General features: G+C 59.8%; 17 protein-coding genes. 8 read left to right on the top strand and 9 right to left on the bottom strand.

The genetic code is table 11. The annotated features are described in order from the left end of the window. Nucleotides 1–10 precede the first annotated feature (10 nt). The 6 genes from ACU680_RS09970 to ACU680_RS09945 form a co-directional block, all read right to left on the bottom strand. Nucleotides 11–1,021, bottom strand: coding sequence for an ABC transporter permease subunit (locus ACU680_RS09970; RefSeq protein WP_007953665.1), 1,011 nt, complete (start codon nt 1,019–1,021; stop codon nt 11–13). A 73-nt stretch (nt 1,022–1,094) separates the two neighbouring features. Then, complete coding sequence (locus ACU680_RS09965; protein WP_448179338.1) at nt 1,095–2,690, bottom strand: ABC transporter substrate-binding protein; 1,596 nt, start codon at nt 2,688–2,690, stop codon at nt 1,095–1,097. Between the two features lie 78 nt (nt 2,691–2,768). Then, nucleotides 2,769–4,181 carry an OprD family porin gene (locus ACU680_RS09960; protein ID WP_007966699.1) on the bottom strand — a complete coding sequence of 471 codons (1,413 nt, stop codon included), beginning with the start codon at nt 4,179–4,181 and terminating at the stop codon, nt 2,769–2,771. 174 nt (nt 4,182–4,355) lie between these two features. Continuing rightward, nucleotides 4,356–5,954, bottom strand: coding sequence for an ABC transporter substrate-binding protein (locus tag ACU680_RS09955; protein WP_007966697.1), 1,599 nt, complete (start codon nt 5,952–5,954; stop codon nt 4,356–4,358). A gap of 302 nt (nt 5,955–6,256) precedes the next feature. Then, on the bottom strand, nt 6,257–7,882 hold the full coding sequence (locus ACU680_RS09950; RefSeq protein ID WP_007966695.1) for an ABC transporter substrate-binding protein: 1,626 nt from the start codon (nt 7,880–7,882) through the stop codon (nt 6,257–6,259). 260 nt (nt 7,883–8,142) lie between these two features. Next, the gene (locus ACU680_RS09945; protein WP_448179337.1) at nt 8,143–9,744 is read right to left on the bottom strand and encodes an ABC transporter substrate-binding protein; all 1,602 of its coding nucleotides are present in this window, start codon (nt 9,742–9,744) and stop codon (nt 8,143–8,145) included. A gap of 992 nt (nt 9,745–10,736) precedes the next feature. On the opposite strand from ACU680_RS09945, the gene ACU680_RS09940 reads away from it, so the two are divergent. Next, entirely contained in the window at nt 10,737–11,096 is a 360-nt protein-coding gene (locus tag ACU680_RS09940; protein ID WP_007968936.1) for a DUF6124 family protein, read from the top strand. 187 nt (nt 11,097–11,283) lie between these two features. Here ACU680_RS09940 and ACU680_RS09935 read toward each other — a convergent pair whose 3' ends face one another. Continuing rightward, nucleotides 11,284–12,003 carry an SIMPL domain-containing protein gene (locus tag ACU680_RS09935; RefSeq protein ID WP_027610819.1) on the bottom strand — a complete coding sequence of 240 codons (720 nt, stop codon included), beginning with the start codon at nt 12,001–12,003 and terminating at the stop codon, nt 11,284–11,286. Between the two features lie 413 nt (nt 12,004–12,416). Between ACU680_RS09935 and ACU680_RS09930 the strand changes: the two genes are divergently transcribed. From ACU680_RS09930 to ACU680_RS09915, 4 genes are all read left to right on the top strand, one after another. Further along, a complete protein-coding gene (locus tag ACU680_RS09930) occupies nt 12,417–13,679 on the top strand; it encodes an ATP-binding protein (RefSeq protein WP_448179336.1) in 1,263 nt (420 codons plus the stop codon). Beyond that, complete coding sequence (locus tag ACU680_RS09925; protein ID WP_003221630.1) at nt 13,672–14,232, top strand: response regulator transcription factor; 561 nt, start codon at nt 13,672–13,674, stop codon at nt 14,230–14,232. The genes ACU680_RS09930 and ACU680_RS09925 overlap by 8 nt, the downstream gene beginning before the upstream one ends. Before the next feature lie 96 nt (nt 14,233–14,328). Further along, nucleotides 14,329–16,056, top strand: coding sequence for an ABC transporter ATP-binding protein/permease (locus ACU680_RS09920; RefSeq protein ID WP_448179335.1), 1,728 nt, complete (start codon nt 14,329–14,331; stop codon nt 16,054–16,056). Nucleotides 16,057–16,225: 169 nt separating this feature from the next. Continuing rightward, nucleotides 16,226–16,975 (top strand): FadR/GntR family transcriptional regulator, encoded by a 750-nt coding sequence (locus ACU680_RS09915; RefSeq protein WP_024164483.1) that lies wholly within the window; start codon nt 16,226–16,228, stop codon nt 16,973–16,975. Nucleotides 16,976–17,113: 138 nt separating this feature from the next. Here ACU680_RS09915 and ACU680_RS09910 read toward each other — a convergent pair whose 3' ends face one another. Continuing rightward, nucleotides 17,114–17,302: a hypothetical protein gene (locus ACU680_RS09910; protein ID WP_448179334.1), complete on the bottom strand. Its 189-nt coding sequence runs from the start codon at nt 17,300–17,302 to the stop codon at nt 17,114–17,116. 2 nt (nt 17,303–17,304) lie between these two features. Beyond that, entirely contained in the window at nt 17,305–18,618 is a 1,314-nt protein-coding gene (locus tag ACU680_RS09905; protein WP_448179333.1) for a phospholipase, read from the bottom strand. A 238-nt stretch (nt 18,619–18,856) separates the two neighbouring features. On the opposite strand from ACU680_RS09905, the gene kdgD reads away from it, so the two are divergent. From kdgD to ACU680_RS09890, 3 genes are all read left to right on the top strand, one after another. Further along, nucleotides 18,857–19,768 carry a 5-dehydro-4-deoxyglucarate dehydratase gene (kdgD, locus tag ACU680_RS09900; RefSeq protein WP_007966086.1) on the top strand — a complete coding sequence of 304 codons (912 nt, stop codon included), beginning with the start codon at nt 18,857–18,859 and terminating at the stop codon, nt 19,766–19,768. Between the two features lie 60 nt (nt 19,769–19,828). Beyond that, the gene (locus ACU680_RS09895) at nt 19,829–21,274 is read left to right on the top strand and encodes an aldehyde dehydrogenase family protein (RefSeq protein WP_448179332.1); all 1,446 of its coding nucleotides are present in this window, start codon (nt 19,829–19,831) and stop codon (nt 21,272–21,274) included. Nucleotides 21,275–21,432: 158 nt separating this feature from the next. Further along, complete coding sequence (locus ACU680_RS09890; RefSeq protein ID WP_007966088.1) at nt 21,433–22,797, top strand: MFS transporter; 1,365 nt, start codon at nt 21,433–21,435, stop codon at nt 22,795–22,797. The last annotated feature ends 5 nt before the right edge of the window (nt 22,798–22,802 follow it).

The following is a 22,802-nucleotide window of genomic DNA, read 5'->3' as shown; positions in this document are numbered from 1 at the left end:
GGTATTGACCTCAGCGCTGATGACGGATGCGTGGGTTGGCAAAGCCGTAGAGGATGTCCACCACGAAGTTGACCAGAATCACCAGGCAGGCGATTAACAGGATGCCGTTTTGCACAACCGGGTAGTCCCGGGCGCCGATGGCTTCGATCAGCCATTTACCGATGCCGGGCCAGGAGAAGATGGTTTCGGTCAGGACTGCACCGGCCAGCAGGGTGCCGACTTGCAGGCCGACCACGGTCAGGACCGGGATCAGCGCGTTGCGCAGGCCGTGCACGAACACCACGCGCGACGGCGACAGGCCTTTGGCCTTGGCGGTGCGGATGTAGTCTTCACGCAGCACTTCGAGCATCGACGAACGGGTCATCCGCGCGATCACCGCCAGCGGAATGGTGCCGAGCACGATGGCCGGCAGGATCAGGTGATGCAGGGCATCGAGGAACGCGCCCATGTCATCGGCCAGCAGCGTGTCGATCAACATGAAACCGGTGCGCGGCTCGATGTCGTAGAGCAGGTCGATCCGCCCGGACACCGGGGTCCAGCCCAGGCTCACCGAGAAGAACATGATCAGGATCAGGCCCCACCAGAAGATCGGCATCGAATACCCCGCCAGGGAGATGCCCATCACCCCGTGGTCGAACAGGGATCCTCGCTTGAGTGCCGCAATCACCCCGGCCAGAAGACCGAGAATGCCGGCGAACAGCAGAGCGGCCATGGACAGTTCCAGGGTCGCCGGGAAGAGGGAGGTGAACTCGGTCCATACGCTTTCACGGGTACGCAGGGATTCGCCGAGATCGCCGTGGGCCAGTTTGCCGATGTAGTCCAGATACTGGGCATACAGCGGTTTGTTCAGACCTAGGCGTTCCATTGCCTGAGCGTGCATTTCGGGGTCGACCCGACGTTCGCCCATCATCACTTCCACGGGGTCGCCCGGAATCATGCGAATCAACGCGAAAGTCAGCAAGGTGATGCCGAAAAACGTGGGGATCAACAACCCCAGTCGGCGGGCAATAAAACTAAACATCTTGTGTGGTACCTCATCAGCCGGTTAGGCGTGCCCGGCGACCCTGGGGTCAGGGAGGCCGGGAGTTTCTTATCTACTTCACCTGGGTGGTGGCGAAGTTATTGGTTGTGAGAGGGCTGATGTGATAACCCTCTACGTTGTTGCGCATTGCGGTAAACATCCGGGTGTGGGCCATGCTGATCCACGGTTGGTCCTGATTAAACAACACCTGGGCCTGTTCGTAGAGCTTCGCGCGTTCGGCCGGATCTACTTTAGCCCGTGCTTCGTCGAGCAGTGCCTGGAATTTCTCGTTGCACCAGCGAGCGTAGTTTTCGCCGTTCTTGGCCGCTTCGCAACTGAGCATAGGCGTCAGGAAGTTATCCGGGTCGCCGTTGTCGCCCGCCCATCCGGCCGACACCATGTCGTGCTCGCCGGCCTTGGCGCGTTTGAGCATTTCGCCCCATTCCATGACGCGGATATCGATCTTGATCCCGACTTTCGCCAGGTCAGCCTGCATCATCTGCGCGCCGAGCATCGGATTCGGGTTGGTCGGGCCGCCGCCGTTACGGGTAAACAGGGTAAACACGGTGCCTTCCGGAACCCCGGCTTCCTTGAGCAAGGCACGGGCCTTGTCCAGATCGCGTGGCGGGTTCTTCAGGTCGTGGTTATAGCCCAGCAGCGTCGGCGGGTACGGGTTGACCGCCACGCTGGCGTTGCCCTTGCCGAACAGCGCGTTGACGTAGGCTTCCTTGTCGAAGGCGATGTCGATCGCTTTACGCACGCGTACGTCACTCATGTATTTGTGCTGGGTGTTCATGGCGATGTACGAGACGGTCATCGCGTCCATCTCGTCGACTTTCAGGTTGCTGTCTTTCTTGATGCTCGGGATGTCATCCGGCTTCGGATACAACGCGATCTGGCACTCATTGGCCTTGAGCTTCTGCAGACGCACGTTGTTGTCGGTGGCGATCGCCAGAATCAGCGCGTCAGCCGGGGCCTTGCCACGGAAGTAGTCCGGGTTGGCCTTGAAGCGCACCTGCGCATCCTTGGCGTAGCGCTGGAAGATGAACGGGCCGGTGCCCACAGGCTTGTTGTTGAGGTCGCCGGTCTTGCCGGACTTGAGCAACTGGTCGGCGTATTCGGCCGGGTAGATCGAGGAGAACGCCATGGCGATGTCGGCCAGGAACGGCGCTTCGCGGCGGGTCAGGGTGAACTTGACCGTGTTGTCGTCGACTTTCTCTACGCTTTTGAGCAGTTCCTTGAAGCCCATGCTTTCAAAGTACGGGAAGCCCACGCTCGACAGTTTGTGCCACGGGTGATTCGGGTCCAGCTGACGCTGGAAGCTCCAGACCACGTCGTCGGCGTTCATGTCGCGGGTCGGCTTGAAGTATTCGGTGGTATGAAACTTGACGCCTTTGCGCAGGTGGAACGTGTACGTCAGGCCGTCTTCACTGATGTCCCAGGATTCGGCCAGTGCCGGAATCACTTCGGTGGTACCGGGCTTGAAGTCCGCCAGACGGTTGAAGATGGTTTCGGCCACCGCATCGGCAGTGACTGCAGTTGTGTACTGGACCATATCGAAGCCTTCCGGGCTGGCTTCGGTGCAGACCACCAAGGGTTTGGCCGAGACGCCGATGGCGGCGCTCAACAACGCGGCAGCAATGGCCGCACGTAGGGGAAGCATTTTCATCGATAACCCTCTGCAATCGGTTGAAGACAAAAAACCGGACGGCCGACTCATCATGAGTCAGCCGCCGGTTGGCGTTTTTTACAGGATGTTGAATGGAACGGTGGTCACGAGACGGAACTCGTTGATGCTGCCGTCAGCCTGGTTTTCGCTGGCGCGGTGAGCGGTGTAGGTGCCACGGATGGTGGTCGCCTTGAGTGGGCCGCTCTGTACCGCGTAGGTTGCACCGATGCCGTATTCATAGTGGTGCTCGCCGTCCATGCTGCGTACGTCGTACGCAGTGCCGGTGTAATGAGTACCGTCGATGCCCCAGCCGCGCGCCTGGTAAATGTTGAACTTCAGGCCTGGCACGCCGTATTCGGCCATGTTCAGACCGTAGGCGACCTGGAAGGACTTCTCGTTCGGGCCGTTGAAGTCCGACAGCAGGGAGTTGGCCAGGTAGATACCGTTGGTTTCGTGCAGGTAGTCGAAGTACTCGTTACCGTTGATGGCCTGGTACGAGAAGGTCAGGCTGTGGGCCTGATGCGTCAGGCCGAACGACAGGGAGTAGGTATCGTTGTCGATTTCACCCATCTCTTTCTTGCCGGTATCGACGGTCTTGTAGTAGTTCAGGCCGGTGGTCAGGCTCAGGACATTACTGTCACCCAGTTCGTGGGTGGCGCCGAAGTAGTACTGGTTCCAGAAGTCTTCAGCCTTGGAGGCGTACAGGCTGGTCTTCAGGCTTTTCAGCGGCTGGTAGTTCAGGCCGACGATGCTGACGCGATCGGTCTCGGCGCCGTTGGCGCTGTACTCGGTGCGAAACTTCGACAGGCTTTCTTCGGTACGCGGCGATACGCGGTCGAAGCTGCCGGCGTCGAACGACAGGTTGTTCAGTTCTTCGCTGTGCAGGCTGACACCTTCAAAGCTCGAAGGCAGCGCACGGTTGCCGATGGTGTCGACGATCGGCGTGCTGAAGTTCTGACGACCAGCGGTCAGCGTGGTGTTCGAAACGCGGAACTTGACGTTGGCCAGGCCCAGTTTGCTCCACTGGCCTTCAGCGTCACCGCCTTCCTTGGTCAGCGTACGGTTGTTGCCCGCGCCTGGACGTGAACCCGGTGCGCCACCATTGTTGGAGGCCAGATCCTTGCGATTACGCTCCAGCGCTACAGCGTTGTAAGCGGCAATTTCAGTGCTGACACCGACGGTGCCCTCAGTGAAACCGGAGCTGAAGTTGACGATGGTGCCCTGCACCCAGTTGATACGACGGTCAGTCGGGGTGGCGACGCCGTCCTTGCGGTAAGTGAACTTGCCGCCGCGTTTGAGTTGCTCGTTCGCGTACCAGTTACGGGTAGTGCCGCTGATGGTCGAACCTTCGAGGAAACCTTTGGCGTCAGCCTGGGCACTCTTCTCGTTGACGGTCACCGGGGTAAACGCCTGGCTTTGCTCTTCCGCGTAAGCGGTAGCGGTGATGCTGCTTATGGCCAAGGCCAGGATCGCGGTGCTGCTCAGTTTCATGGGTGAAGCTCCTTTACTTTCTTTTTATGCCGGCTTTTTTGGGTTGGCCGGTTATTGGTTTAGAACTCATTCACACATCGCAAACGTTTGCAAAAGGCCCGATTGGCGAATTTCGGCAAAGCGCTTGCGTGAGGGGATAGACAGTCCCCTCAGCGTTGCGGCTAATCGGTTGGGTTAATCGATACTGACGCCCGAGAACACATTGCGACCGAAGGGGCTGACCTTGAAGCCTTCAACCCGGGCGCTTAACGGCTGGTTGACCGTCGAGTGGGCGACAGGCGTGATCGGCACTTGCTGCTTGAGCAACTGCTGCGCCTGTTTGTAGAGCGTGGTGCGCTGGTCGCGGTCGGTGACGACCTTGGCCTCTTTGATCAGCTTGTCGTAAGCCGGATCGCACCACATGGAATAGTTGTTGCCGCCAATCGCGTCGCAGCTGTACAGGGTGCCCAGCCAGTTGTCCGGGTCACCGTTGTCGCCGGTCCAGCCGATCAGGCTGATGTCGTGCTCGCCATTCTTGGTGCGCTTGATGTACTCGCCCCATTCGTAGCTGACGATCTTCACTTTCAGACCGATCTTGGCCCAGTCAGCCTGAAGCATTTCGGCCATCAATTTGGCATTCGGGTTGTATGGACGCTGTACCGGCATCGCCCACAGGGTGATTTCGGTGCCTTCCTTGACGCCGGCAGCCTTGAGCAGCTCGCGGGCTTTTTCCGGGTTATAGGCGGCGTCCTTGATGCTGTCGTCGTAGGACCACTGGGTCGGTGGCATGGCGTTGACGGCCAGTTGCCCGGCGCCTTGATAAACGGCGTTGAGAATCCCTTGTTTATTCACCGCCATGTCCAGCGCCTGACGCACTTCGAGCTGATCGAAGGGCTTGTGGCGCACGTTGTAGGCGATGTACCCGAGGTTGAAGCCGGGCTTGGAAATCAGCTGCAGTTTCGAGTCGGCTTTCAGCGCTTCGACGTCGGCAGGGCGCGGATGCAGGGTGATCTGGCATTCGCCGGCCTTGAGCTTCTGCACGCGCACCGAAGCGTCGGTGTTGATCGCGAAGATCAGGTTCTTCAGCTTGACCCGGCTCGGGTCCCAGTAATGCGGGTTGCCGGTGTAGCGGATGTTCGAGTCTTTCTGATAGCTCTTGAACACGAACGGCCCGGTACCGACCGGCTTCTGGTTGATATCGCTCGGCTTGCCTTCGGCCAGCAGCTTGTCGGCGTATTCGGCGGACAGGATGGCAGCGAAGCTCATGGCGATGTTCTGGATGAACGCGGCATCGACGCTGTTGAGCGTGAACTCCACGGTCAGCGGCCCGGTCTTTTCGACCTTGGCGATGTTCTTGTTCAGACTCATCCCGTTGAAATACGGGAATTCGGTCGGATAAGCCTTACGGAATGGCTGTTGCGGATCGAGCATGCGGTTAAACGTGAACAGCACGTCGTCGGCGTTGAAATCGCGCGTCGGTTTGAAGTACGGCGTGGTATGAAACTTCACACCTTCACGCAGGTGAAAGGTGTACTTGAGACCATCCTCGGAAATATCCCACTTGGTTGCCAGTCCGGGTACGACGTTGGTCGCGCCTTTTTCGAACTCGACCAGACGGTTGTACAGCGGTTCGGCAGCGTCGTTATCGGTCGCGGTCGTGTACTGCGCGGTATCGAAACCCGCCGGGCTGCCTTCGGAGCAGAACACCAGGCTGTCGCTGGCGGCGTAACTGGCGGACGTGGCGGCCATCAGGCCGGCGCCCAGCAATGCGGAAAAAACCAAGGTATGGCGCATGACGCTCCCTCTTTTTGTTGTGGTGTTCAATGCATCGCGATCCCGTCCAGGGACGTTGAGGTTGCATTGAGCTCAATCCAGTACGTACAGCAAGCCGATGGCCCACGCAGACACTGGTCAGAACCCGACGGTAGGGGCCGTGGGTCTGGCAGTAAATGCGCTGAGTCCTAAAGACTCGTAGGAAAAGGCAACACGTCATGTACCTCCCTGTTAAAGCAGGGTGGAAATGGCTGTAGGCAAATTCCTGGCTAGTCGGCAGAAAAAAACAGCGGCGCCGCCTGAAACGTCGCCGCTGTCTCTTCTTAATTGCTGACGCTGACGCCGTAGAAGGAGTTCAGGCCGAATGGGCTGATCTTGAAGTCCTGCACGTTGGCGCGCATGGGTTGATACACCGTCGAGTGAGCGATAGGTGTCATTGGGACTGCATCTTTGAGGACGTGTTGCGCCTGTTTGTACAGTTCGGTGCGCTTGGCCTGGTCGGTAGTGCGCTTGGCTTCTTTAACGAGACCGTCGAACTTCTTGTCGCACCACTTGGAGAAGTTGTTGCCGCTGAGCGAGTCGCAGCCGAACAGCACGTTCAGCCAGTTGTCCGGGTCACCATTGTCACCGCTCCAGCCAATGATCATGGCCTGGTTCTCGCCACCTTTGGAACGCTTGATGTACTCGCCCCACTCGTAGCTGGTGATCTTCACGTTCAGGCCGATCTTCTTCCAGTCGGACTGGAGCATTTCAGCCATCAGCTTGGCGTTCGGGTTGTACGGACGCTGCACCGGCATCGCCCACAGCACGATCTCGGTACCTTCCTTGACGCCGGCTTCCTTGAGCAGCTGTTTGGCTTTCTCAGGATCGTACTTGGCGTCCTTGATGGTGGTGTCGTAGGACCATTGGGTCGGCGGCATGGCGTTGACGGCCAGCTGGCCGGCGCCCTGGTAAACCGAATCGATGATCTGCGGCTTGTTCACCGCCATGTCCAGTGCCTGACGTACGCGCAGGTCAGCCAGCGGGTTAGCCTCGTTGCTGCCCTTGACCTTGTCCATCACGTTGTAGGCGATGTAGCCGAGGTTGAAACCGGCCTGGTCAGGCATCTTCAGGGTCTTGTCGGCTTTCAGTGCCGCGAGATCCGCCGGACGCGGGAACAGGGTGACCTGGCACTCGTTCTTCTTCAGCTTCTGGATACGCACCGACGGGTCGGTGGTGATGGCGAAGATCAGGTTGTCGATCTTCACGTCGTCCGGCTTCCAGTAATCCTTGTTGCCGGTGTAACGGATGTTCGAGTCTTTCTGGTAGCTCTTGAACACGAACGGGCCAGTGCCGATCGGCTTCTGGTTGATGTCAGCAGCCTTGCCTTCCTTGAGCAACTGGGCAGCGTACTCGGCGGACTGGATCGAGGCGAAGCTCATGGCCATGTTCTGGATGAACGCGGCGTCGACTTCTTTCAGAGTGAATTTAACGGTGTGGTCGTCGACTTTATCGATCTTGGTGATGTTGGTGTCCATCCCCATGTCGGTGAAGTACGGGAATTCGGTCGGGTACGCCTTACGGAACGGGTCATCCTTGTTAATCATGCGATTGAAGGTGAACAGCACGTCGTCGGCGTTGAACTCACGAGTCGGCTTGAAATACGGGGTGGTGTGGAACTTGACGCCTTCGCGCAGGTGGAAGGTGTAAGTCAGGCCGTCCGGGGAAATGTCCCAACTGGTGGCCAGGCCCGGGATAACGGCGGTGCCGCCACGCTCGAACTGGCTCAGGCGGTTGAACATGGTTTCGGCTGAGGCGTCGAAGTCGGTTCCGGTGGTGTACTGGCCTGGATCAAAACCGGCCGGGCTCCCTTCGGAGCAGAACACCAGGTTAGTCGCAGCGGATGCGAAAGGTGCGGAGGCTAACAAGCCTGCGCCGACTAAAAACGGAATGACCGCGTGTTTAAGCATGTTGGCCTCATGATTTGTTGTCATTTTTTAATAGTGAGGTACGACCTCGTGAGTCGTGCCTGCGGATACTTATGCAGGGGCCATACCCAATGCAAGATCCAGAGTGTGAGCGGGCGTTAAACGGTGGCACGAACGTACCTTAATGTCGCATTTGTATAAGAGTTGACGCATTTGACCGTTTGCGGCCGTTTTTTACGGTGCAAACCAAGCCCCAAAACGGTGCGCTGGTCATGTTGTGCGCGCCGCCTTGGGGCTTGGTGTTACTTATTTATACCCACGCCGTAGAAGGGCGTCAGGCCAAACGGACTGATCTTGAAGTCGGTCACTTCCTTGCGCAGCGGCTGGAACACCGTTGAGTTGGCGATCGGGGTGATCGGCACCTGCTGTTTAAGGATCAGTTGCGCCTGTTGATACAGTTTTACCCGTTGCGCCTTGTCGGTGGTCACCTTGGCCTGCTGCACCAATTTGTCGTAGGCCGGGTCGCACCACTTGGCGTAGTTGCTGCCCTTGACCGCCGCGCAGCTGTAGAGCACGCCGAGCCAGTTGTCCGGGTCACCGTTGTCACCTGTCCAACCATAGATCATCGCGTCGTGTTCGCCATTTTTTGCGCGCTTGATGTATTCGCCCCACTCGTAGCTGACGATGTTGGCCTTGATCCCGATCTTGTCCCAATCCTGCTGGATCATCTGCGCCGACATCCGCGCGTTCGGGTTGGACGCACGCTGCACGGTCATTGCCCACAGATTGATGGTGGTACCCGGTGCCACCCCGGCTTCCTTGAGTAGCGCCTTGGCTTTCACCGGGTCGTACGGAGCGTCCTTGATGTTCGGGTCATACGACCATTGCGCCGGCGGCAAGGCGTTCTGCGCCAGTTGGCCGGCACTCTGGTAGACGGCTTTGATGATCGCCGGTTTGTCGATGGCCATGTCCAGTGCCTGACGGACCTTGAGCTGATCCAGTGGCGGGTGAGTGGTGTTGTAGGCGAGGAAGCCGAGGTTGAATCCGGCCTGTTTGAGCACGCGCAGGTTCGGGTCTTGTTCCATCACTTCGATGTCGGCCGGGCGCGGGTAGCCGCTGACCTGGCATTCACCGGCCTTGAGTTTCTGCAGGCGTACGGCGGCGTCCGGGGTAATCGAGAAGATCAGGTTGTCGATCTTCACGTCTTCGGGTTTCCAGTAGGCCGGGTTGGCGGCGTAGCGGATCTGCGAGTCTTTCTGGTAGCGCTTGAACACGAACGGGCCGGTGCCCACCGGTTTCTGGTTGAGGTCGGCGGCTTTGCCTTCCTTTAATAGCCGGGCGGCGTATTCGGCCGATTGCACCGAGGCGAAGCTCATGGCGAGGTTTTGCACGAACGCGGCGTCGACGTTGTTCAGGTTGAAGCGCACGGTGTTGGCGTCGATTTTTTCTACCGATTTGATGGTGGTGTTCAAGCCCATGTCGGTGAAGTACGGGGACTCGGCGGGGTAGGCCTTGCGGAAGGCGTTGTCCGGGTCGAGCAGGCGCTGGAAGGTGAACAGGACGTCGTCGGCGTTGAAGTCGCGGGTTGGGGTGAAGTATTCCGTGGTGTGGAATTTTACGTTTTGGCGCAGGTGGAGGGTGTATTGGAGGCCGTCGTTGGAGACGTCCCATTTTGTCGCCAGGCCGGGTTCGATGTCGGTGCCGCCGCGCTGGAATTGGGTGAGGCGGTTGAAGACGGTTTCGGCGGAGGCGTCGAAGTCGGTGCCGCTGGTGTATTGGCTGGGGTCGAAGCCTGCGGGGCTGGCTTCGGAGCAGTAGACCAGGGTTGTGGCGGCGTTGGCGATTGGGGTTATGGCGGTCAGTGCGAGGGTGATCAGTAGTGGTTTCAGGGTGAATCTTTCCATGGAGTCCCCGGGATTTTTGAGGTGGTTGTTTTTTCAGGTTAGCGGGGATTTGGGTGTGTTCGGAAATATCGTTTTTCCTGTTGGGGTGTCTATCTCGGTATATGTGGCGGCTTTTGTCGGGTACATATCCGTTGCTGCGGTAACGGCTGCTTAAGGTTTCGCCCTTACGGCGACTCACTTTTTTTACAAACGCCTAAAAAAAGTAAGCAAAAAAACGCTTGCTCCTGCGTTCGGCCCGCTCGCTAAAGCTCGGGGTCCCTTCGCTGCGGGATCGATCCGGGGGCAGCGCCTACGGTTTGCTTCGCTGCACCTCCTCTCGCTGTGTTTGGCTGCGCCAAACGGTCGCTGCGCTCCCACCCCCGGATCAATCCCTCCACTCAGCCTTCCGACGTCGCCCGTGGATCAAGATCAAAAGCTTTCGGCGAGCTGACACTCGGCCATTGAGTGGTGAGAAGCGGACGCGGTTCGCTTTTGCTCTTCTGTGGGAGCTGGCTTGCCAGCGATGGCGGCCTGACAGCCGACCGGTCTCCAACTGAATAAACCCGATCTTCCTGTAGGAGCTGCCGAAAGCTGCGATCTTTTGATCTTGCTTTTGAGTTGTGAGAGCCAAAGTCAAAAGATCGTCCGAACGCGGCCCGAGCCTTCGGCAGCTCCTACAGGGACTGGGGTTGTGTTTAAAGGTGTGTGGGATAACCAGAACCTTCCCACAAGGTTTTCAGGTTGTCCCTCGGACGTCAGCTCTCTAGCCTTGAGCTGTCGCTGAAAACTCAGCGATCGGGTGTGAGAACCCGTGGGAACTGTTAATCCACAATCAGTACCACCATAATTGCCGCCGGCATTTCTGCTGCTGCAATGTTCTATGGCGGCTGTGTGCGGGCGGGCTTCGGTCCGGCCGGGCTTGTTCCTACCGGTTTCTCACCCCGCACATTGCTGCCACCACTCCGCCGCGTGAGAAACGGCGAGTGAATGGCTATTGATTAGGAACGCTATCAATGTCCAAGCCTGTCCCCGATCCACCTCCAGAAACAACCCCACTCACCGAAGCCCTCCACGCCGAAGACCTCGCAAAAAACCGCGAAGCCATAAAACGCGCCCTCGATTTCTACCTCAGCCCCGAAGCCACAAAACCGCGTCCACCCAGTTCGATGTTCCTCGTCCATCCGGGCATCGACACGGAAAGTCTGCTGGCCCACGCTTGTGAATCCCTGGCGTCGGCCAACACCATGGCCAGTGATTTCGCCGATCAGCTCAGTCGTCCGCAGCGCAACACGGCGCTGGCGATTCAGCAGATCATCATGCTGGCTGAACTGGCGGTGAATCGGGCGCTGGATCGGGTTGATCCGCAGGCTTGAGACCGCGTCATCGTTCATCGCTGGCAAGCCAGCTCCCACAGGTTTTTGCCGACTTTGAAATTGGCGCATGACTTTGTGGGAGCTTGGCTTGCCAGCGATGACGGCAGATCAAACAACACAAAATCGGGGCACAAAAAAACCGGCGATCATTCACTGATCGCCGGCTTTTCATTCAGCCCACATCAACTCACTGCATCAGCACTTCAATCGAGCCATCCGCCGTCAGGCTGACCTGGCTGGTGCCGGCTTCAACTTCTGGCGTGACCGGTGCCGAATCCGCCATGCCGGCGGCTTTCATCATCATCGGGGCGCGCATGTACGGTTGTGGGTAGCCGTTGCTGTTGAGGTTCAGGTTGACGATTTTGTAGCCCTTACCTCCCAGGGCATCGGTAGCCAATTGGGCGCGGGCCTTGAAGGCGCTGACGGCTTCTTTCAACAGTTTGTCTTCGCTGGCCTTGCGGGTCGGCTCGGCGATGGCGAAGTCCATGCCGCCCATTTTCAGGTCGGTCAGCAGTTCGCCGGTGAGTTTGGACAGGGCGGCGAAGTCGGCGCTTTCCAGGCGCAGTTCGGCGCGTTCACGCCAGCCGGTGATTTTCTGGCCCTTGGTGTCGTAGATCGGGTAGCTGTTGCGGCTGCCCTGGCGCAGGGTGATGTCCTTGACTTGCTTGGCCTGGGCCAGTGCCTTGTTCATGGTGGTGCTGACGTCGGCGGCGAGTTTGGCCGGGTCGGTGTTTTGCGCTTCGGTGTAGAGCGTCACGATCATCAGGTCGCGGGCCACTTCCTGGCTGACTTCGGCGCGCAGGGAAATCTGGTTGTAGTGCAGCTCATCGGCGGCCAGCGCCGGAAGGCTGGCGATGCTGCCGACGGTCAGGGCGAGAAGGGCGGCGCTGCGGCGAAAGGTGTGCATGAAGGCTCCTTGAATAATGCGCAGGTGTTGGTTCGTCCCTGCGTGAAACCATCAGACTCTAGCTTCTGCGATCCGGTTCGCCCAGTTACAACTTCTATACAGATGCGTCCGGCTCACCGCCGATCCTGAGTCGAGTGCGCTCTTGTGGCGAGGGAGCTTGCTCCCGCTGGACTGCGAAGCAGTCCCAAACCCGGCAACCGTGATCTGCCAGGAATACCGGAGATACCGGATTTACGACTGCTTCGCAGCCGAGCGGGAGCAAGCTCCCTCGCCACAGTTGATCTGTGGCAGCCGTGCGGGGTAGACCAATTTTCCGGCAACGCCATGTGGTCATTTGCCGCACTTTCGCCTCTCAAAGGCGCGGCTTGGTTATACTCCGTGCGATCCGCCTGGAGCGCTCATCAGGAGAGCTCATGCTCGCCCCCGTACAACTGACTTCCGCCACTCGCCAGAACCTCTGGCGGCTGACTTTCATCCGCACCCTGGTGCTCGCCGCGCAGGCCGGTTCTGTCGGCCTGGCCTACTGGCTGCAACTGCTGCCGTTGCCGTGGGTGCAACTGGCGATGACCCTCGGCTGCTCGATTCTGCTGTGCGTGTTCACCGCCGTGCGTCTGCGCACTTCATGGCCGGTGACCGAACTCGAATACGCGCTGCAACTGGCCTGCGATCTGGTGATCCACAGTGCGCTGCTGTATTTCTCCGGCGGTTCGACCAACCCGTTCGTTTCCTACTATCTGGTGCCGCTGACCATCGCGGCGGTGACGCTGCCGTGGCGTTATTCGGTGATTCTGTCGGGTATCGCGCTGGCGCTGTACACCGTGATGCTCACGCGTTTCTATCCGCTGGAAACCCTGCCGGTGGCCCGCGAGAACCTGCAGATTTACGGCATGTGGTTAAGCTTCGCCCTCGCTGCTGCGGTCATCACGTTCTTCGCTGCGCGCATGGCCGAAGAGCTGCGTCGTCAGGAGGAATTGCGCGCGATTCGTCGTGAAGAAGGCCTGCGCGATCAGCAATTGCTCGCCGTCGCCACCCAGGCAGCCGGCGCCGCCCATGAACTCGGCACACCGCTGGCGACCATGAGTGTGTTGCTCAAGGAGATGCAGCAGGATCATCCCGACCCGATGCTGCAGGACGATCTGAAGGTGCTGCAGGATCAGGTCAAACTCTGCAAGGAAACCTTGCAGCAGTTGGTGCGCGCCGCCGAAGCCAACCGGCGTCTGGCCGTAGAAATGCAAGACGTCACTCAGTGGCTCGACGAGGCACTGAACCGCTGGCACCTGATGCGCCCCGAGGCCAGTTATCGCTTCCAGCGTCTCGGCCAGGGCACCATGCCGCGCATGGCGCCGCCACCGGATCTGACCCAGGCGCTGCTCAATCTGTTGAACAATGCCGCCGACGCCTGCCCGGAAAATCTCCAGGTGACACTGGACTGGGATGCGGAAACCGTGACCATCAGCATTCGTGACCACGGCGCCGGTGTGCCGCTGGCCATCGCCGAGCAGATCGGCAAACCGTTTTTTACCACCAAGGGCAAAGGTTTCGGCCTGGGCCTGTTTTTGAGCAAGGCCAGCGTGACACGCGCCGGCGGCTCAGTGAAACTCTATAGTCATGAGGAAGGCGGCACGCTCACCGAGCTGCGCCTGCCCCACGGCGCCCGAGGAGACCAACATGAGTGACGAAATCCAAGTCGAAGGCGAAGAACTGCCGCATTTGCTGCTGGTCGACGACGACGCGACCTTCACCCGAGTGATGGCCCGTGCCATGGCCCGCCGTGGCTTTCGCGTCAGCACCGCCGGTTCCGCCGAAGAAGGCCTGACCATCGCCCAGGCCGACCTGCCGGACTATGCCGCGCTGGACCTGAAAATGGACGGCGACTCCGGCCTGGTGCTGCTGCCCAAGCTGCTGGAGCTGGACCCGGAAATGCGCGTGGTGATCCTCACCGGTTATTCGAGCATTGCCACCGCGGTCGAAGCGATCAAGCGCGGCGCCTGCAACTACCTGTGCAAACCGGCCGACGCCGACGACGTACTGGCCGCGCTGCTCTCCGAGCACGCCGACCTCGACAGCCTGGTGCCGGAAAACCCGATGTCGGTTGACCGCTTGCAGTGGGAGCACATCCAGCGCGTGCTGACCGAGCACGAAGGCAACATTTCCGCCACTGCCCGCGCCCTGGGCATGCACCGCCGCACCCTGCAGCGCAAACTGCAGAAGCGCCCGGTTCGTCGTTGAACTTGCGCTGAACGGCCATCGCCAGCTCTCGCGATAACGCGCACCGATCATCTATGATCGGTGCGTGTCTGTTCTTTTCTTTATCGAGCCTTTTCCATGAATCAGAACGCTGAATATTCCGCGGTCAACGATGCTGTGCGCGGGCAGTTTTTTCGCAAGGTGTGGGCGATCATCACGCCTTACTGGCGCAGTGAAGAGAAGGGCAAGGCCTGGACGCTGCTGATTGCGGTGATCGCACTCTCGCTGCTGAGCGTGGGTATCTCGGTGTGGTTCAACACCTGGTACAAGGACTTCTACAACGCGCTGCAGAAGAAAGATGAAGCGGCATTCTGGCAGCTGATTCTGTATTTTTGCGGCATTGCGGCGGTGGCGATTATCGGTGCCGTGTATCGGCTGTATCTGACCCAGATGCTGACGATTCGCTGGCGGGCCTGGCTCACCGAAAAGCATTTCTCCCGTTGGCTCGCCGACAAGAATTACTACCAGCTGGAGCAGGGCGGTTATACCGATAACCCGGACCAGCGGATTTCCGAAGACCTCAACAACTTCACCTCCAATACCCTTGAGCTGGGGATCGGCCTGCTGCGCAATATCGTCAGTCTGGTGTCGTTCTCGATCATTCTGTGGGGCGTGTCGGGCAGCATCGAAGTCTATGGCATCACCATTCCCGGCTACATGTTCTGGTGCGTGCTGGTCTACGCCGTGGTGGGCAGCTGGCTGACACATTTGATCGGTCGTCGCCTGATCGGCCTGAACAACCAACAACAACGCTTCGAAGCCGACCTGCGTTTTTCCATGGTGCGGATTCGTGAAAATGCCGAAAGCATTGCGTTGTACAACGGCGAGCCGAACGAGAACCGCCGTTTGAGCGGGCGCTTCGGCAATGTCTGGCACAACTTCTGGGACATCATGAAAGTGTCCAAGCGCCTGACGTTCTTCACTGCCGGTTACAGCCAGGCGGCCATCATCTTCCCGTTTATCGTGGCCTCGCCGCGTTACCTCGCCGGCAAGATCGAACTGGGCGAACTGATGCAAATCAGCTCGGCATTCGGCAACGTCCAGGAGAGTTTCAGCTGGTTTATCAGTGCGTATCAGAGCCTCGCGTCCTGGCGCGCCACTTGTGATCGTCTGCTGAGTTTCCGGCAGGCCATGACCGATAACGAAGAGCGCGTTCCGGCCATCGATGTGCAGAATCAGGGCAGCGAACTCAAAGTGCACAACCTTGGCCTGGACTTGGCTGATGGTCGTCATCTGCTGACCAATGCCGACATGACTGTGGAACCGGGCGAGCGGGTGATGCTCAGCGGTCGTTCCGGCAGCGGCAAGTCCACGTTGCTGCGGGCGATGGGGCATTTGTGGCCGGCAGGCCACGGTAACATCCGCTTGCCGGCGGCGCGTTATCTGTTCCTGCCGCAGAAACCCTATTTGCCAATTGGCACCCTGCGCGAAGCCTTGAGTTATCCACAACCGGGCGACACTTACGCGCCGGAGCGTTACGCGCAGGTGCTGGAGATTTGCCGTCTGCCGCATCTGGTTGCGCGTCTGGACGAAGCCAATCACTGGCAGCGTATGCTCTCGCCGGGTGAGCAGCAACGCTTGGCCTTCGCCCGCGCCATGCTTTACGCGCCGCAATGGCTGTACATGGACGAAGCGACGTCGGCGATGGATGAAGAGGATGAGGCGACGCTGTATCAGGCGCTGATCGATCAGTTGCCGGGGCTGAGCATCGTCAGCGTCGGTCACCGCAGCAGCCTGAAACGCTTCCATCCACGGCATGTGCGGATCGACAGCGGGCATCTGGTGGAACAGGCCGTGACCGCCTGACCCCCTCTGTAGGAGCTGCCGCAGGCTGCGATCTTTTGATGTTGTTTTTGAAGATCAAAAGATCGCAGCCTGCGGCAGCTCCTACAGGGGAGGTTTGTGACGAGTGATCGTACAACCCGCCTGCGCTATGATGCGAACCATGCCGAATTTTCGAGACCAGACGTTGACCATGGAAAACCCGATCGACACCCCACGCCTCCCGCGCAAGCGCCGCAGCCTGGCCCAGGAGCTGGTGACGGTGCTGACCGAGCAGATCCGCGACGGTCTGCTCAAGCGCGGCGATAAGTTGCCCACCGAGTCGGCGATCATGCAGGAGCACGGCGTCAGTCGCACGGTGGTGCGCGAGGCGATTTCCCGGTTGCAGGCCGCCGGCCAGGTGGAAACCCGCCACGGCATCGGCACGTTTGTGCTGGATACGCCGAGCCCCAGTGGCTTTCGCATCGACCCGGCGACCGTCGTCACTTTGCGTGACGTGCTGGCGATTCTCGAATTGCGCATCAGCCTGGAAGTGGAGTCCGCCGGCCTTGCCGCGCAGCGCCGCAGCCCCGAACAACTGGCGACCATGCGCGCCGCCCTCGATGCACTGAACGACAGCGTGGCCCACGCCAGCGATGCGGTGGCCTCGGACTTCGCCTTCCACCTGGAAATCGCCCTGTCCACCGGCAACCGCTATTTCACCGACATCATGACCCACCTGGGCACCAGCATCATTCCGCGTACGCGGCTGAATTCGGCGCGCCTGGCCCATGATGATCAGCAGCATTACATGAACCGCCTGAGCCGTGAGCACGAGGAAATCTACGAGGCGATTGCCCGCCAGGATTCCGATGCGGCGCGGGCGGCAATGCGTCTGCATTTGACCAACAGCCGCGAGCGGTTGCGTCAGGCGCATGAAGAGGCGCAGGCGCAGCGCGGGTGAGTGTCTGGCAGTCTGTTCGCGCCTGACACACCGCCATCGCTGGCAAGCCAGCTCCCACAGGTTCCTATGTTGAAGCGGATTTCGTGTACGGCATCAATCACTGTGGGAGCTGGCTTGCCAGCGATGAGGGCGGTGAATTCAGCGCGGCAATATCGAGCGATCCACCCGCACCGCCAGTTGCGCTTTCCCCGGTTTGGCAACAAACGCCACCTCGCCTGATTGATCCATAACCCCCCGCGCAATTGGCTTGCCATCCGCCAGCAACTCCAATGGCGCACCTTGCAGCGACTGCCCCGATGCCAGTTCCAGTTTCAATGTGATCGTCATGCTCATTCTCCTTGATTGACGTTGCCCGTCGGGTGGTAGTCCTTGAGCAGCAGGTAGGTGCTCCAGCCCCACCAGTCATCGATGGTGGCGGTGTCGTTGAGGTTGTTCACATCTTTGCGCCGCAACACCTTGCCGCCCTCGACGCGGAACAGCGGCGAGAAATTGCTGGAAAGATTCAGCACTGCCGTCAGGTCGGGCAGCCGTTGCAGGGCAGCGAAGGCCGACGGGGCGGGCACGTCGCCGCTGAGGTAAGCGGCAAAGATTTCATCCGCCGAGGCCTGCACCGCCAGATTGACCTGGGCGCGGTTGTCCGCGTCGCTGGCGTCGAAATAGCGCTTGTCGCCGTAGGCGCGCCATTGATCGCCGTGGGCGTTGCGCACCTTGAGGCCGAATTTGCTGTCCTCGTCGTGCATGAAGCGGGTGACCAGCGAGCCGAGGTCGCTCGGGGTGACCACTGCCGCCATTTCCTTGCGCGGCACCCGCAGGTGGCCGGCAGAGAACAGGTCGGTGAGGAAGTGGTCGGCAAATGCGTTCATCGCGTAGGCCCGTTCCAGTTGCTGCACATCGTGATGGGTACGAGCGGCGACGGCGGTTTGCAGGGCGGCGGTGTGCCCGGCGATGTAGGCCAGTCTGGCCCATTCGCCGAAGTGATCGGCGTTGTTCGCCGCCAGTTTCAGGTAACGCCCGAGGGGAAACAGCGCGGAGACAAAACTGCCGCCGCCGGTTGCCTTGTTCCACTCTTCAGACAACGTATCTCCTAACGCATCGTAGGCTTCGTGGGGTTGTTTACCGTCCTTGATCGCCTGTTTAACCGCGTCGACCTCTTTTTGCATGATCGCGAGAATCTGCGTCGCTTCGGCGCGGGAGGCCGGGAGCACGGCGAGGGAGTCGAATGCGGCGCTGAAGCGGTTCAGGCGATCGGCCGGGGTAGCGCCTTCGTTGATCGGTCGATCGACCACGCCGTAGAAATCTCCAGCCAGCGCCACCACCTGGCCGTAGGTCAGCGCAAGGCCGTTGGGCAAGTGCAAGGGTAGGTTTTGCGCACGAATCGGTTCGGCGTTTTCGCTGAAGCGCAGCAAGGTGTTATCGCCGATGGCCGTGTGTTCAGCGCCTTCGAAGCGCAGTGGCGGTCGAATGCTCAAGGCTTTGCCGGGGAGGGCGGTGGCCGGTTCGACATCGCTGTGGGCGTCGGCAATATGCAGCAGCAGATGCGGATTGTCAGCGTTGAAGTGGATGCCATTTACGTTGAAAAGATCATCGAATCGGGCGACGACCGGTTGGGGCCTTTCTTGTGGTTTCGGGTGCAGTCCGGACATTTCTTTCTCCTTGATATGTCGTCGGTGGATTTATTTTTAGCTGTATGTATATACAGTCTAATCGAGCCTAGACCAGATATTTCCTACGTCAAGAAACAATCCTGTCCGACAAAACGCTCCGGGCGACGATGAAATGCAGTTGACGGTTGTCTTTTAAGTTGTACGATGACTTACAACTTCAGCGCTGGCTGAACCATAAAACTCACAAGAAACGTTGTTACCCAGGGTGTTCGAAAAAATGAATCCACAAGAACTGAAGTCCATTCTCTCCGCCGGTCTGCTGTCGTTCCCGGTGACCGATTTCAACGCCCAGGGCGACTTCCATCGCGCCGGCTACATCAAGCGTCTTGAATGGCTGGCCCCGTACGGCGCGTCGGCACTGTTCGCAGCGGGCGGCACCGGTGAATTCTTCTCCCTGGCCGCCAGCGAATACTCGGAAATCATCAAGACGGCGGTCGATACCTGCGCCAGCAGCGTGCCGATCCTGGCCGGTGTCGGCGGCTCGACCCGTCAGGCCATCGAATACGCACAGGAAGCCGAGCGTCTGGGCGCCAAAGGCCTGCTGCTGCTGCCGCACTACCTGACCGAAGCCAGCCAGGACGGCGTTGCCGCCCACGTTGAAGCGGTGTGCAAATCGGTGAACATCGGCGTGGTGGTCTACAACCGCAACGTCTGCCGCTTGAACGCAGCACTGCTGGAACGTCTGGCCGAACGCTGCCCGAATCTGATCGGCTACAAGGACGGTCTGGGTGATATCGAGCTGATGGTGTCGATCCGTCGTCGCCTCGGCGATCGCTTCAGCTACCTCGGCGGCCTGCCGACCGCCGAAGTCTACGCCGCTGCCTACAAGGCCCTCGGCGTGCCGGTCTACTCGTCGGCGGTGTTCAACTTCATCCCGAAAACCGCGATGGACTTCTACCACGCGATCGCCCGCGACGATCACGCCACCGTCGCCAAGATCATCGACGACTTTTTCCTGCCGTACCTCGACATCCGCAACCGCAAGGCCGGTTACGCCGTGAGCATCGTCAAAGCCGGGGCCAAAATTGCCGGCTATGACGCAGGCCCGGTGCGGGCGCCGCTGACCGACCTGACCGGCGAAGAATTCGAAATGCTCGCCGCGCTGATCGACAAGCAAGGCGCGCAATAAACACCGACCCACAAGGCCGCTGAGCAATCAGCGGCTTTTGCGTAGAGAGGAGAATTTTCTGTGGCTGATTCCAAGCGTTACGACAACTACATCAACGGTGAATGGGTCGCCGGTGCCGATTACTCGGCCAACATCAACCCGTCCGAGTTGAGCGACACCATCGGCGACTACGCCAAGGCTGACCTGGCTCAGGTTAACGCCGCCATCGATGCGGCCCGCGCGGCGTTCCCGGCCTGGTCGGTGTCGGGCATTCAGGCCCGTCACGATGCGTTGGATAAAGTCGGCACGGAAATCCTCGCCCGTCGCGAAGAACTCGGCACCCTGCTGGCCCGGGAAGAGGGCAAGACCCTGCCCGAAGCCATTGGCGAAGTGACCCGCGCCGGCAACATCTTCAAGTTTTTCGCCGGTGAATGCCTGCGTCTGTCCGGCGACTACGTGCCGTCGGTGCGCCCGGGCGTCAACGTCGAAGTGACCCGCGAAGCCCTCGGTGTGGTCGGCCTGATCACACCGTGGAATTTCCCGATTGCGATTCCGGCCTGGAAGATCGCTCCGGCGCTGGCCTACGGCAACTGCGTGGTGCTCAAGCCTGCCGATCTGGTGCCGGGCTGTGCCTGGGCGCTGGCGGAAATCATTTCCCGCGCAGGCTTCCCGGCCGGCGTGTTCAATCTGGTGATGGGCAGCGGTCGGGTGGTCGGCGAAGCGCTGGTCAACAGCCCAAAAGTCGAAGGCATCAGCTTCACCGGTTCGGTCGGCGTAGGTCGGCAGATCGCCGTTAATTGCGTGTCGCGCCAGGCCAAGGTGCAACTGGAAATGGGCGGCAAGAACCCGCAGATCATTCTCGACGACGCCGACCTCAAGCAAGCGGTCGAGCTGTCGGTGCAGAGCGCGTTCTACTCCACCGGCCAGCGTTGCACGGCGTCGAGCCGCTTGATCGTCACCGCCGGGATTCACGACAAATTCGTCGAAGCGATGGCCGAGCGCATGCAGTCGATCAAGGTTGGCCACGCGCTGAAGTCCGGCACCGACGTCGGCCCGGTGGTTTCCCAGGCGCAACTGGAACAGGACATGAAGTACATCGACATCGGCCAGTCCGAAGGTGCACGTCTGGTCAGCGGCGGTGGTCTGGTGACCTGCGACACCGAAGGCTACTTCCTCGCGCCAACGCTGTTTGCCGACAGCGAGGCGTCGATGCGCATCAGCCGTGAAGAGATCTTCGGCCCGGTGGCCAACGTCGTTCGCGTGGCCGATTACGAGGCGGCGCTGGCGATGGCCAACGACACCGAGTTCGGTTTGTCCGCCGGTATTGCCACCACGTCGCTGAAGTACGCCAACCACTTCAAGCGCCATTCGCAGGCCGGGATGGTGATGGTCAACCTGCCGACCGCCGGTGTCGATTACCACGTTCCGTTCGGTGGCCGTAAGGGTTCATCCTATGGCTCACGTGAGCAAGGCCGCTATGCACAAGAGTTCTACACCGTGGTGAAGACCGCCTACATCGGTTCCTGATACACGCAATACCTGTGGGAGCTGGCTTGCCAGCGATGCGGACGACGCGATATGCCCTCGTGCCGCGGTGATGCCATCGCTGGCAAGCCAGCTCCCACAAAAGCAACACCAAAGAAGATTCACCCGCGCATAAAAATAATCAGTGGGAGTACATCTACATGCAATCGTCCAAGCCGACTCACGTCCGCTATTTGATCCTGCTCATGCTGTTTCTGGTGACCACGATCAACTACGCCGACCGCGCGACCATCGCCATCGCCGGTTCCAGCCTGCAAAAAGACCTCGGCATCGACGCGGTCACCCTCGGTTATATCTTCTCCGCTTTCGGTTGGGCCTACGTCGCCGGGCAGATTCCCGGTGGCTGGCTGCTCGATCGCTTCGGCTCGAAAAAAGTCTACGCCCTGAGCATTTTCTGCTGGTCGCTGTTCACCGTGCTGCAAGGCTTTGTCGGTGAATTCGGCATGTCCACGGCGATCGTTGCGCTGTTCATGCTGCGCTTTCTGGTGGGGCTGGCCGAGGCGCCGTCGTTCCCCGGTAACGCACGGATTGTCGCTGCCTGGTTCCCGACCGCTGAGCGCGGTACCGCCTCGGCGATCTTCAACTCGGCGCAATACTTCGCCACCGTGCTGTTCGCACCGCTGATGGGCTGGATCGTCTACACCTTCGGCTGGGAACACGTATTCATCGTCATGGGCGTGTTCGGCATCGTCTTCTCGGGGATCTGGCTCAAGGTTATCCATAGCCCGCGTCAACATCCGCTGGCCAACGAAGCCGAAGTGCAGTTCATCGCCGACAACGGTGGCATGGTCGACATGGACGTCAAGCAAGGCAAAAAAGCCGACGGCCCGAAATGGGATTACATCCGCCAGTTGCTGACCAACCGCATGATGCTCGGCGTGTATCTGGGCCAGTACTGCATCAACGGCATCACCTATTTCTTCCTGACCTGGTTCCCGGTGTACCTGGTGCAGGAGCGCGGCATGACCATTCTCAAGGCCGGTTTCATCGCCTCGTTGCCGGCGATCTGCGGCTTCATCGGTGGCGTGCTGGGCGGGGTGATTTCCGATTACTTGCTGCGCAAGGGCCATTCGCTGACCTTCGCCCGCAAGGCGCCGATCATCGCCGGTCTGCTGGTGTCCAGCAGTATCGTTGCCTGCAACTATGTTGACGTTGAATGGATGGTGGTCGGCTTCATGGCCCTGGCATTCTTCGGCAAAGGCGTGGGCGCGTTGGGTTGGGCAGTCGTCTCCGACACCTCGCCGAAACAGATCGCCGGTTTGAGTGGTGGCCTGTTCAACACCTTCGGCAACATCGCTTCGATCACCACGCCGATCGTGATTGGCTACATCATCAGTTCCACCGGTTCGTTCAAGTGGGCGCTGGTGTTCGTCGGTGCCAACGCACTGGTCGCGGTGTTCAGCTACCTGGTGATCGTCGGCCCGATCAAACGTGTGGTGCTCAAAGAGCCGCCAACCAACGGTGGTTCTGAAATCACCGGCAAATTGTCTCAAGCGCATTCCTGAGGAGC

It is taken from the genome of Pseudomonas sp. LF020 (assembly GCF_053456425.1).
Note: the sequence above shows the minus strand (reverse complement) of the source record. Positions and strands in the feature narration are given on the sequence as shown.